Genomic DNA, 12,874 nt, shown 5'->3' on the forward strand with positions numbered 1-12,874 from the left:
GGTCAGGAGGTCAGGAGCCTTCGGCAGAACGCTCCGCGGCCTCGGCGGCCTCCTTGATGGTGGCCAGCCGCCGGTCCCAGTCGGCCGCGAGCGCAGACATCCACTGCGCCGTTGCGTTCAGCATCGCGGGCCGTACCGAGTACCGCACCTCCCGCCCGATCCGGCTGCCGGAGACGAGCCCGACGGCATCCAGCACCGAGAGATGCTTGACCACCGCCTGTCGCGAGACCGGCAGTCGCTCGGCGAGCGTCGTCGCGGTCGCTTCGCCCTGTACGGCGAGCAGATCCAGCAGCCGGCGGCGCGTCGGATCGGCCAATGCGGCCAGAACACCGTCGACAGCCTCGGTATCACTACTGGTCACACGGATGATTCTTCCGCGCGCTTCTTCAGAGCGTCCAGTTCCATCGGCCAACCGCCCGAGTTGTCCTTCACCGCCTGGTCGCGGAGATCCGCGGACCCGGACAGTGCCGCGAAGCCGCTTTCCACGACGCTGAGGCGCGTCTGGTCACCTTCGGACCTGAGCGTGAACTCGACGAGCGTGCTGTTGTCGTCCCGCAGCTCCTGTCCCGGGAACGCGCTCGCCCACCGATAGGCGAGGTACGTCGGCGGATCGACCTTCTCGACCCGCACCGGGAAGTCGCCGTACTCGGGGTTCTTCGCCAGCAGCGTCTCGCCTTCCCGGGCCACGGTTCCCGGCAGGGTCGCCTTGTCGGCAACCCAGAACCCAGGCTCCGCGACCAGCGACCACACCCGCTCCAGCGGCGCCGCAATCAGAACATCCCGCTCGATTCGATCGTTGCTCATCCCACGAACTCCTTGTCGTCATCATTGACCTGCAACCCCACGGTTGCAGGTATGTCGCGCCGGCGCAACCCGACCCACACGAGACCGGCGCTCACAACCGTCACGGCCACATTCAGGCACAGGGCGAGATGGATGCCGGTCAGCTCCAGCTCCTGGGTGGCCGCAATCGCACTCAGGACCGGGATACCGATCGAGATCGCCACCTGCTGAGTCATCGACGTCAGCCCCGTGGCCAGACCCTGCTCCTCGTCGGGCAGGCCCGACGTACCTGTCACCGTGTACGCGACGATCGAGGCCACGTGCCCGAAGAACCCGACGAACAAGGCAGGAACCAGGATCGCGAGTGCAGCCCGGTTCACACCGAGGAACATCAGCGGGAAGGTCGCCACGGCCTGCACCAGCATCGCCACCGTCAGAACTTTGCGTACGCCGAAGCGCCCGATCACCCGCCCGGCGATCACACCGGCCGCCACAGCAGCCAAACCCGGGATCCCGAAGATCAAGCCGGTGGCCAGCGGGGAGAACGCCAGGACGTGCTGCAGGTACAGCGTCATCAGGAAGATCATCCCGGTCTCCATCGCGAAGACCACGAGTCCGGCATAGTTGCCCCACTTCACCGTCGGCCGGCTGAGAATGCGCAGCGGGGCCAGTGGCGCGGAGGCCCGCAGTTCGATGGCCCAGAAGGCGGCAAGGAGCAGGACTCCGATCACCGCGGCGAGCAAGCTCTTCTCGACCACTGCGTAGATCACGGCCAGGAGACCGGCCGAGACGCTGGCCGCACCAGGCACGTCGAGTGCAACCCGCTGTGGTACGCGGCTCTCGCTGATCACAAACGGCGTACACACCAACACGAGTACCGCGACCGGAATGTTGATCCAGAACGCCGCCCGCCAACTCAGGAGGCTCACCAGCGTGCCGCCGACCAGTGCCCCGACAGTGAAGCCGCCGGAGAGTAGCGCACCGTTGATACCCAGGGCGCGTTCCCGTACGGCGCCTTCGGCGAACGTGGTGGTGAGAAGAGACATCGCCGCGGGCAGGGCTAGCGCAGTAGCCAGGCCCTGCAGCGCGCGGGCGGTCAACAGCAGCTCGGCACTCGTGGCTAGGCCGCCGAGGAGCGAGGCCACAGCCAGCACGACCATGCCCGCCATGAACAGCTTGCGGCGTCCGAACAGGTCGGCCACCCGGCCGAACAGCAACGCGAATCCCGCCGAAGGAAGCATGTAGGCAGCGGTGATCCACGGGAAGTCCGCGACCGCCATGCCGACGCCGGCACCGGTGTCCGGGAGCGCCACGTTCAGGATCGAGAAGTCGACGGACACCATGAAGCCCGCCAGCAGAAGGACAGAGAGAACCATCCGCTGCCTGCTGGTGAAACGTAGCCGCGGCGGCGCTGTGTCGATAGTCAAGGACTGCTCCTCCATCAGATGGGCTCCGCTCCCGGGGAACGGAACGTGCAACCCCAGGATTGCACGTCATTCTCCCGAAGCGCAACTGTGAAGTTGCGCCTGGAGTCGTCGCGGCAGAGCGAAATTTTCGTGGCAAGCGGTTGCTATTGATCGGCCCCGGTTCTCCGGACAAGGTTTCAGGGCCTTCCGCCGGAGATGCCCAAGGAGCTTGAAGATGACCGCAGACCTCACGCGCCGCCGCCTGCTCCAAGCAGCCGGGGCGACCGTTGCCGCCGGCTACGTCACGTCCGCAGCAGGGACCGCGACAGCCACCCCCGCACCCGCTCCACCGCTGGTCACCTACCCGATTCCGGCCGGGATAGCACAGGCGTCCACCTTCGAGGTCAAGGTCCGTACGGCGGCCGGCGGGTGGACCCCGGTGCCGACGTACTCGGTCAACCTCAAGCAGATCAACGCGACGACCGGCGCCGGCCAGGTGCTGAAGTCGTCGATGGCGTACTTCGACTTCGCCGATTCGGTCGAGGTCCGGGTCAGGTACAAGAAGGGCACCATCGATACCGCCCGGATCCGGCCACTGTCCCTGGGGATCGAACCGGTCATCGACGACGAGAGCACGTTGCTCTTCACGCTCACCGAACCGAGCAAGATCGTGGTCGAGGTGAACGGCGAGATCTTCGACTGCCTGCACCTGCTCGCCCGCGCGATCGAGACCGACGTACCCTCCCCCGACGACCCGGACGTCATCTACTTCGGCCCCGGCGTGCACACGACCGCGACCGGTCAGCTGGAGGTTCCGAGCGGGAAGACGGTCTACCTGGCCGGCGGCGCCGTACTGAAGACCTCGGTGATCTTCAAGAACGTCACGAACGCCGGCCTGACCGGACGCGGTGTCATCTACGGCACCAACGGCGGCGGCTGCACCATCGTCAGCTCGAAGAACATCCGCGTCGACGGCATCTCGATGCTCGATCTGACGACCGGCTACGCGATCACCGCGGGGATGTCCGAACAGGTCGCGATCACCGACTTCGGCTACTTCAGCGCGGGCCAGTGGGGCGACGGGATCGACATCTTCTCCAGTAGCGACGTGTTGATCGACAACTCGTTCCTGCGCTGTTCCGACGACTGCATCGCGCTCTACACGCACCGCTGGGACTACTACGGCGACACCCGGAACATCACCATCTCCAACTCGAGCCTCTGGGCGGACGTCGCACACCCGATCAACATCGGCACCCACGGCAACACGGCCGATCCCGAGGTGCTGGAGAACATCACGATCAGCAACGTGGACGTCCTCGACCATCGCGAACCGCAGAAGTGGTACCAGGGAGCGATCGCGCTCAACCCCGGCGACAGCAACCTCGTCCGGAACGTGCGGATCGAGAACGTGCGGGTGGAGGACTTCCGCTGGGGTCAGTTCATCCATCTACGCGTTGCCTACAACAAGTCCTACAACACCTCGGCCGGCCGCGGCATCGAGGGCGTCTACGTCAAGAACCTGACCTACACGGGCAAGAACGCGGAGACCGCGATGATGCTCGGGTACGACGAGGCGCGCGGCATCAAGGACGTGACGTTCCAGAACCTCGTGGTCAACGGCACCGTGATGGCCTCGACCATGCGCAAGCCCGGGTGGTTCACGGTCGCCGACATGGTCAACATGCATGTCAACGAGCACGTGACCAATCTGCGCTGGCTGGACGCAGCCACCGCCCCCACAACAACGCCTCCAACGATCACGACCGCCGACAGCGGGAACCTCACCGCAGGCGTACCGGTTGTCCTCACGATCAGCGCAACCGGCTTCCCCACCGGTTTCGACGCCCAGAATCTCCCGACGGGACTCACCGTCGACAAGACGACCGGCGTCATCACCGGCGCCCCGACCAGCCCCGGCACGTACAACGCGAACCTGAGCGTCACCAACGTCGCCGGGACCATCACCAAGAGCCTCATCCTTACCGTGCGCTGAACGCCGGCGTACACACCACCGCCCCGAAGGAGAAGGACATGCACGAGAGGGAGATCGATCGACGTACTGTTCTGAAAGCCGCCGGAGGTGTGGCCGCTGCGGGAGTAGCGGCCATGGCCGGCGTCACCGCACTCGACCGGCGCGCGGACGCCGCACCGGCCACCTTCACCCACCCCGGAGCGCTGCACAACTGGGGCGACCTCAATCGGGCCAAGGTCCGGGTGGCGGCGGGCGATGATCCGTGGCTGTCCGGATGGAACCGCTTGACCGCCAACTCGCATGCGCAGTCCACCTGGACACCGAGGCCGCAGGCAACGATCATCCGCGGCGGCACCGGCGAGAACTACACCATCCTCTACAACGACATCCATGCCGCCTACCAGAACGCACTGCGCTGGTGGGTCCAGGGCTCGACCGCGCACGGCGACTGCGCGCGCAACATCCTCAACGCCTGGTCGGCCACCTTGACCACGGTCACCGGTAACGCGGACCGGTTCCTGGCGGCCGGCATCTACGGGTACCAGTTCGCGAATGTCGCCGAGCTCCTGCGCGGTTACCCGGGCTTCGACCTGGCGCGGTTCAAGACGATGATGCTCAACGTCTTCTATCCCATGAACAACTCGTTCCTGACCAACCACAACGACGCCTGCATCACGAACTACTGGGCCAACTGGGATCTGTGCACCATGAACTCGATCCTTGCCATCGGCATCCTCTGCGACGACGCCGCGAAGTACGACCAGGCCGTCAACTACTTCAAGAACGGCGCCGGCAACGGTTCGATCAAGCATGCGGTGCCGTTCGTGTACGACGACCAGGGCCTGGCGCAGTGGCAGGAGTCGGGACGCGACCAGGGCCACACCATGATGGGTATGGGCCAGATGGGGGCGTTCTGTGAGATGGCCTGGAACCAGGGTGACGACCTGTACGGGTACGACAACAACCGCTTCCTGAAGGCAGCGCAGTACGTCGCGAAGTACAACCTCGGCCAGGACGTGCCGTTCACGAAGTACACCTGGGGCACCGGCCAGAACTGTGCCTATCAGGAACACACTGTCATCTCCAGCGCGAGCCGCGGCCAACTCCGGCCGGTGTGGGAGATCCTGCACTTCCACTACACCAGGCGCAAGTACCTCTCGGTGCCCTACATCTCGGCGATGGCCGCTCAGGTCCGCCCCGAGGGCGGAGGCGGCGACTACGGCTCGACGAGCGGCGGCTTCGACCAGACCGGCTTCGGCACCCTGGCCTACGCCAAGTAGACCTCGTCGAAGACGGCGGTGCTGAGCGCGAACGGTGCGCCGGAGACAACGGCCAGACCTACGTAGTACGGCGCGGAGCCGAAGGTCTCGATCAGTCCCGGCGCACCGATCGGCGTCCAGCTCTGGCCATCGCTGGAAACCTCGGCAGAAAACGTGTTCCCGGTACGCCGGATGCGCAACCAGCTGGGCGCACCGGTACCGGGCGTCGTCACGAGGCCGGTCGCCACGCGGAGCCGCTGAACGAACTGTGGCGTCCCGCCGGCGAGCACCACCCCCGACAACTGGTCGAACGGTGACAGCGACTTGGTCATCAGTAGGCCCACCCGGGCGGCATCGCCCCGACTCACAACGCGCGCCGTGAACGTCGCGTCCCCGGTCACTGCCTGGTAGACGTACTGGGCCGTCATGCCCTGCCCGATCACGTTCAGATCCGAGCCGGCGCCCCGGACTGTGAACTGCCCCGTCGTGTCGCTGTAGCTGGTGATCCCCGGTGTCCGGATCGCGACAGCGCTGAAGCTCCCGAGCTGCCGCTCGTCCAGCACGTAGTCACCGATATCGGCGTACTGCCATGGCGCCGGCGGAGGTGCTCCAACAGTCAGCGTGACTTCCGCGGAGTCCGCGCCGGAGGCATTGCGCGCGGAGACACCCAACTTGGCCGTCCCGGCCCTGAGCGGCCTGCCGCTGATGACACCGGTCTTCCGGTCCAGGGAGAGACCGTCCGGGAGGCCGGTCACCGCGAAGTTGATCGGATCGTTGCTAGCGGCAACCCGGAAGCGGAACTCCGCGCCGGTGTTCGCGAACGCGGATCCGGCGCTCGTGATCGACGGCACGGCCGGCGCCGGCATTGTCATCGTCAGTTTCGCCGAGTCGGGTCCGGTCCCGGCGGCATTCGTCTTCGCGACCACGTAGTCGTAGCTCTCACCCGGCACCGCGTTGACGTCCCGGTAGCGGGTCTCCACGCCGAACCCGATCGGCGCCACGCCGGAGGCGATCGCCCGGTACGGCCCATCGGCGTGCCGCCGCTTGACGGTGTACGTCGCCGCCACGTCCAGATCGGACCACGCCAGCTCGATCGCACTGCCGGCGCTCCCGGCCCGCAGTTCACCCAGCGGTGCGGACGGGAGCTCGCCCGACCAATCCTGAACGGTCACGTTGTCGAAGGCTGCTGTGGTCGACTCGGCGTACGGCGCGTCGACGCCGATCCCCGCGCAGACCGCGAGGCCCGCGTAGACGTCACGGCCGAGGTTGATCCGGGACGTGCCGACCTCGGTCCAGGTGCTGCCGTTCGGCGAGATGAGCCCGGTCAGGACGTCTCCCCTACGGACGAGCCTGACCCAGTACGGTCGCCGCAGCCGGTAGCCGTCGCTCGCCGCTTCGACGTACGGCGGCGGCAATGGGGTCGCGGACTGCGGCAGCGTTCCGAGATCGGAGATCGGAAAGCCCGCGTTGACGGTGATGCAGTGCTGTTGGGTCGGCGGTACGACGGTGCTGCCGGTCGCGACCGTGGAGCCCCCGCCGACGGGCCGTACCGTCCACACACCGCTCCAGGTGTGCAGCGGCAGCCCTTTGATCAGCATCGAGGCATGCGCCGAGGACGCGGACATACTCTGCCGCATCATCACGCCGATGGTCGCGTACTGCGAACTCACCGGGTGCACCACCCGTGCGGTGATTACCCCGTCACCACGCAACGGCACGTAGACGAGCCGGAAACTGTCCTGCTCACCACCGATGTCCGTACCGCCTGCTTCGACGGTGAACCTTTCCCCGTCGAATCCTGTAGCGCCCGGAGCCGCCACCTGGCCGATGTCCTCGCTCACCCAAGGATCCGGGCGCGCGATCGTCACGGGCAGCGACTCACTGCTAGAGCCGGCTTGGTTCTCTGCCCGAACCTTGTAGGAGTACGTCGTCCGGCCGCGGGCGGAGGCATCGCTCCACGTCGTCGACCGGATGCCTTCGGCCACGACCGCGTAGTCACCCGCGCGGCCTGTCGCTCTGCTGATCGTGTAGCTACTCGCGGCCACGCCGCTGCGCGGTTCGACAGACTCCGCCCAGGTCAGTACGACGCCGGCGTCGGAACTCCGCGCCGTCAGGCCGCTCGGAGCGCCGGGTGCCGCGTCGGGCGCAGATCTGGGGACGACCGGACGCGCCTGAGTGAAGGTGCCCCAAGCGGGGTGGTCGTCGCTGTTCCCCTCGACGAAGCGCGTACCGCCGGCGCCACGGAACACCACCCGTTCGACGTTCGGCGCGGACAGTCCGCGCCGACTGACGTAGTGGGCGTAGGCAAGTTCGTAGATCGGCTGGAACGCACCACGGTTGGTCGTCGAGATCGCCGTCTTGAGGTACTTCCCGGTGCGGTCGAGGTCGACGGCGAACGGCACAGAATCGTCGCCCAGGTTGTAGCGAGCGGTGTACTCGAAGCCGTGGAGGATCCTGTTGCCCTGATGACCGAACAGGTCGATCCCCTGGTTCCAGGCGACCGCGGCACAGTTGGCGAGCAGGCCGAGCGCCAACTGCGCGTAGGACTGCGATCGGCCGCTCTCTTGTCCCTGACCGGTCGCCGACACGACGATGTGCTCGATGCGGCCGTTGCCCGCACCGGCCACGGCGTACCGCACCGCGTTCTCGAGCATTACCCGGTCGTCGCAGAACACGGCGATCGCCAGGATCGCCTGCAGAGCGGCGAGATCCCAGTTGCCGTTGGCAAACAACGCGTTGCCGGACACGGCCGGGTACCAGACCTTGCGGAACGACTCCGCACACCGGAGGACAGCAGCAGGCGACCACCCGTCGTACCCGCTGTGCCTGAGGATCTCGGCGGCGTTCGCGAACTTGAAGACCTGCAGCCCGACGCCGAGTTGCCCGTCCGCACCGGTGATCGCGGTCAGACTGTTCGACCAGGCGTCAAGGATGTCCCGCGCCTTGTCCGCGTACCGCACATCACCCGTGGCCGACCACATCAAAGCATTCTGATAGGCGGCGCCCGAGTCACTGACCGCCTCGTTCATGAAGTTCGCCGGCCCACGACCCCACGACGTGATCTGCCCGACGTTGCGGATCACATAGTCGTACGACGACCTGCTGTGCGCGGCCATCGCCAGGAATCCGTCGTACACCGGACCCACCCGATCGGCCACCCCCTGCCGCATTCGCTGCAAGTCATCCACATCGTGCAACAACCCTGGATGCCTGAATGCTGCCGGTGCCGGAGAACCGGTCGGTGCCGCGGTGGACGTTGCGGCGGATCCGAGCTGAGCCGCGAGCACCGAACCGCCGGAGGCGATCAGCAACGTCCGGCGGCTCACGGTCGACAACGAGGTGACATCGGGTTCCGGCATCTGCGCTTCTCCTCTGAACCGCTGGTTGAGCGGCCAAGCTAATGAGCGGCAGCCACAACCGGTCAACGGTTCGCGGGCGTCTCACCCGGACTGAAAGTTTCGCAACCCCCTCACACCTCGAGGATGTGCTCGGTCTCGGAGTTGACGACCATCCGGAGGATCGACCCTTGGGTCACTGGCGATTGACCCAGGCAAGGACATCGTCGAGGGCCCCGATCACGGTCACCTTCTTCAACGGAAAGGCTGCGATGAGGTCGCCGACCTGCGTGGCTCGCTCGCAAGCGCGGACGAACGGGTCGGTACGCGGCTGGTACAGCTCACCATCACCCCTGACGAATTGCCCCCACAGAGCCAGCTGTCCAACCTCGCGTCGAGAATCGGCCTCGACGGCTCCTGCCAGGAAGCTCGGCGGGAACAGTGCCCGATATCCCGGAAGGTGGTGCATCCACGAACCTGGCGGCCTTCGTCTTCGACCTCGTACCAGAAGCACCCGTGCTGCGCAGCACCCAATCCTGCTCGGAGGGCAAGCCATGAACGGTGTGCCACCGCGGCTGGATCACCGTTGTGCACCGCTTCATCTATCGCATGCCATCCATCGGAGTTCACCAGCGCTGCCGTGCTGGTCCAGTCGTGCCATGCGGTGAGTCGATCAACGTCCGCAAGTTCGACGACACGCTCGCCCCAGAAGGCTTGCAAATCAAAGAAGGCCTTTGCGAAGTGCAGCGCCCGTGTGGTCACTCTCATGAGCGTCCTGCGGACCGCCTCACCACGCAACCAGATTTGGCGCCGCCGACAACTCGGCTCGGGTGATGCTGGTGACATGGCGCTCGAACTTCGATGCACCGCCCATCAGGCATATCCCCCGATTTGCGCTTAAGGGAACACTTGTTCTAATATGAGGCATGGCGGTGACCGTTGAACCTCTACACCCTGGCGACGCTGATCTCGCCGGGTTCGCCGCCACGCCACGCTGGATCACTGCTGCGGTCACGTGCTCGCCTTCAAACGCCGCGCTGATCCACGGCGAGCGCGATGCTGTGCTGGGGAAAGAGGTAACGCCTTCGCTGGATGCAGCGCAGGCGGCTTGGTTGGACACGGTAGGTCCTCCCGATGATCTGTATGACCCCGAGGACCCGCATCCTCCTCGGTTCCTGGGCGAGGAGGATCTGTACGACGACCTGCCGCCGATGTCGCGGGTCGACGGTTTGGAATGGGAGCTCTGGGCCGGGGTCGATCAGGATGAGGCCGAACGCGAAATGCTGCGCCTGAAAGCACCCGCCTGGGTGTTCCTGCCGCCCGGCGCCGAACTGGCCACGGCGCTGGAGTCCGTGCGACCGCAGTGCGAGTCACCGATCGCGTTGATCGAACTGATGAAGGCCGCGTCCCGGATGGTGTCGTGGTTGGAGTCGATCAAGGCCGACGCGATGGCCTCATTCGTGCGCCAGCGAAAGGCCCAGGCAACAGAGATCCCCCGCCCGAGCCAGATCGACTCTTCGGGCCGCCCCATCGACCCCGAACGCTCCTGGGCCGCCGAGATCGGCGCCGCTCTGCACCTGTCCACCGACACCGCCGCCCGCCACATCGACACCGCCCTCCACCTGACCGGCCCACTCACCGCCACCCACACCGCACTGCGCTGCGGCGCCCTGACCTGGTCCAAGGCATTGTCCATCTCCGAGGCCACCCGGCACCTGCCCGCCGCCACAGCTCAAGCCGTCGAATCCCACGTCCTGCGCCGCGCCGCGTCCCAGACCCACACCAATCTGCGCAAGTCCCTCCGTAGACAAGTCGCCAAACACTGCGCCGCCGACGAGACCAACCGGCACCGTGAAGCGGTTCGAGACCGCACCTGCAAAATCGTGCCCCTGCCCGACGGCATGGCCGGCCTGTGGGTCGTCCACACCGCCGACAAGATCCAGCAAATGTGGGTCGTCGTCCAAGCCATGGCCGACCTCGCCAAACGAGGCACCCCCACAATCACCACCGAGCCCACGCGTTCCGAAACCCCGTGTGCCGAACCTTCGACTGCCGAACCACCGACCGCCGAACCACCGACTGCGGAACCTTCGCCGCCTGTCGAACGATCGCGAGTCGAACCATCACGAGTCGAGCCATCGCCTGTCGCACCATCGCGAGTCGCACCATCGCCTGTCGGCTCCGGCATCGTCGCCCCAGGCAACCGTGGCCCCGGTCAGTCGTCTGATAGGGCAGCCGATTCGGTCGCCGGCGTGACCGCTGAAGTGAAGGCTGGTACAGCCGCTGGTGTGAAGTGCGACGTGACGACTGGTGCTGCAACTGGTGCGCAGTCCAACGTGACGGCTGGTGCGACCGTCGGCGGGGCGGCCGCTGGTGTGAAGTGCGACGTGACGGCTGGTGCTGCAACTGGTGTGCAGTCCAACGCGACGGCTGGTGCGACCGTCGGCGAACCGATGCGAGACGATCGCACCGCCGAACAGCGGCGCGCTGATGCCATCGCCGACGTGTTCGAGCAAATGCTGCACAACGGCCTGGACTGGCTCGGCCGCCGACTACCCGACCAACACCGCCGACGACCCCACATCGAGGTCCTCGTCCCCATCACCACCCTCCTCGGCGTGGACGACGACCCCTGCGAACTCACCGGCTACGGACCCATCCCCGCCGAAATGGCCCGCCGCATCGCACGCGACGGCACCTGGCGACGACTCCTCACCGACCCCACCAACGGGACCGTCCTCGAGGCATCCACCACCCGCCACGACCCCGGCACGGTCGTCACCGAAACCCTGCTCGCCCGGCACCCCGTCTGCGCCTGGCCCGGCTGCAACCGCACCTCACGCCAATGCGACCGCGACCACGCCACACCATTCAAACAATCCGGCCGGACAAACCTGACCGGGCTAGTGCCCTACTGCGAATACCACCACGTCATCAAAGACACGAAAGCCTGGGGATGGACAACGACCGCCCACCCCGACGGCTCCGTCACCCTCACCGCCCCCACCGGCCACCGCTACACCACCGTCCCACCCGCCCGCGGCCCCGTCACACAGGAGCAAGACACCCACGACCCGCCACCGTTCTGACGCGAGCAATGAGTCAGAGCCGGACGCGGCGCCTGCAGCCGTCCCCTCCAAGCCGGCTATCACGCTGGACACATCACCACGAGAGCAATGCCTCAGAGTCGGACCCCCGCCCCCGCAGCCGTCCCCTCGAAACCTGCTCTCACACCGGACACGCCACCACGAAAGCAATGCCTCAGAGCCGGACCCCGCCCCTACAGCCATCCCCTAGAAACCTGCTACCACGCCGGACACGTCACCACGAGAGCAATGCCTCAGAGTCGGACCCCCGCCCCCGCAGCCACCCCCTCGAAACCTGCTCTCACACTGGACCCGTCACCACGAAAGCAATGCCTCAAAGCCAGACCCCGCCCCTACAGCCACCCCCTCGAAACCTGCTACCACGCCGGACCCGTCACCACGACCAGTGCCCGCGCGATGGCGACTCGCTGCGCCTCAGCACTCATGATCGGGCTGTCAGCGTTCCTTCGACTTGGACGAACCTGGTCCAGGCGGTCGGTTGACGTCGATGACTTCGCCTTGGATTACGTCGCTTGTTGGGGGCCGGGGGTGCCGGGGCCGGGGATGAAGGTGCCGGGGCCGGGGGTGCCTAGTTGGGTGGTTCGCCTGTGGCGCCGCAGCTGGCTTCGGTGCCGCGCCGGCCGGCGGGCTGGCCCGGAGGATCTGCGCCTGCTTCAGCAGATCGCCCGGCACTGGAACCCGACGCGGCCTCGTCTGCACGCCCTCCCGCTGCGGCCTCGTCTGCACGCCCTCCCGCTGCGGTCTCGTCTGCACGCTCTCCCGTCGTGGCCCGATGTCCGGACGTCCTCCGCCGGTCACCCATGGACTCCTGCGGCGGCATACCGGTGTCGGGCTCAAGCGCTTCCCCGGCTATGTCGGCGGGATCGTTCGATCGGTGTGCGAAAGCGATCAGTTGCCGGTAGGCCTGAGCGATCAGTTGCCGGTAGGCCTGAGCGATCAGTTGCCGGTAGGCCTGAGCGATCAGTTGCCGGTAGGCCTGAGCGATCAGTTGCCGGTAGGCCTGAGCGAT

General features: G+C 66.5%; 9 protein-coding genes. 3 read left to right on the forward strand and 6 right to left on the reverse strand.

Features of this window, described 5'->3' with window-relative positions; all coding sequences use genetic code 11:
- Nucleotides 1-10 precede the first annotated feature (10 nt).
- The 3 genes from EV137_RS34675 to EV137_RS34685 are packed head-to-tail and all read right to left on the reverse strand — an operon-like array spanning nucleotide 11 to nucleotide 2,159.
- Entirely contained in the window at nucleotides 11-361 is a 351-nt protein-coding gene (locus EV137_RS34675; protein ID WP_134005899.1) for an ArsR/SmtB family transcription factor, read from the reverse strand.
- On the reverse strand, nucleotides 358-804 hold the full coding sequence (locus EV137_RS34680; protein ID WP_134005901.1) for an SRPBCC domain-containing protein: 447 nt from the start codon (nucleotides 802-804) through the stop codon (nucleotides 358-360). The genes EV137_RS34675 and EV137_RS34680 overlap by 4 nt, the downstream gene beginning before the upstream one ends.
- Entirely contained in the window at nucleotides 801-2,159 is a 1,359-nt protein-coding gene (locus EV137_RS34685) for an MFS transporter (protein ID WP_134005903.1), read from the reverse strand. The genes EV137_RS34680 and EV137_RS34685 overlap by 4 nt, the downstream gene beginning before the upstream one ends.
- Before the next feature lie 265 nt (nucleotides 2,160-2,424).
- Here EV137_RS34685 and EV137_RS34690 point away from each other — a divergent pair, with 265 nt between their 5' ends.
- Nucleotides 2,425-4,185 carry a glycosyl hydrolase family 28 protein gene (locus EV137_RS34690; protein WP_134132322.1) on the forward strand — a complete coding sequence of 587 codons (1,761 nt, stop codon included), beginning with the start codon at nucleotides 2,425-2,427 and terminating at the stop codon, nucleotides 4,183-4,185.
- A gap of 38 nt (nucleotides 4,186-4,223) precedes the next feature.
- Nucleotides 4,224-5,444, forward strand: a complete 1,221-nt coding sequence (locus EV137_RS34695) for an alginate lyase family protein (protein WP_134005907.1) — start codon at nucleotides 4,224-4,226, stop codon at nucleotides 5,442-5,444.
- On the opposite strand, the gene EV137_RS34700 is transcribed toward EV137_RS34695, so the two are convergent.
- Nucleotides 5,432-8,782, reverse strand: a complete 3,351-nt coding sequence (locus tag EV137_RS34700; protein ID WP_134132323.1) for an alginate lyase family protein — start codon at nucleotides 8,780-8,782, stop codon at nucleotides 5,432-5,434. The genes EV137_RS34695 and EV137_RS34700 overlap by 13 nt on opposite strands.
- A 172-nt stretch (nucleotides 8,783-8,954) precedes the next feature.
- Entirely contained in the window at nucleotides 8,955-9,227 is a 273-nt protein-coding gene (locus EV137_RS34705; RefSeq protein WP_134132325.1) for a hypothetical protein, read from the reverse strand.
- Nucleotides 9,228-9,684: 457 nt separating this feature from the next.
- Between EV137_RS34705 and EV137_RS34710 the strand changes: the two genes are divergently transcribed.
- The gene (locus tag EV137_RS34710; protein ID WP_134132327.1) at nucleotides 9,685-11,847 is read left to right on the forward strand and encodes an HNH endonuclease signature motif containing protein; all 2,163 of its coding nucleotides are present in this window, start codon (nucleotides 9,685-9,687) and stop codon (nucleotides 11,845-11,847) included.
- Between the two features lie 586 nt (nucleotides 11,848-12,433).
- On the opposite strand, the gene EV137_RS40870 is transcribed toward EV137_RS34710, so the two are convergent.
- On the reverse strand, nucleotides 12,434-12,874 hold a 441-nt coding region (locus tag EV137_RS40870; protein WP_202871276.1), incomplete at its 5' end, for a hypothetical protein.

This window comes from Kribbella pratensis (assembly GCF_004366075.1).
In the GTDB taxonomy this organism is placed as follows: Bacteria; Actinomycetota; Actinomycetes; order Propionibacteriales; family Kribbellaceae; genus Kribbella; species Kribbella pratensis.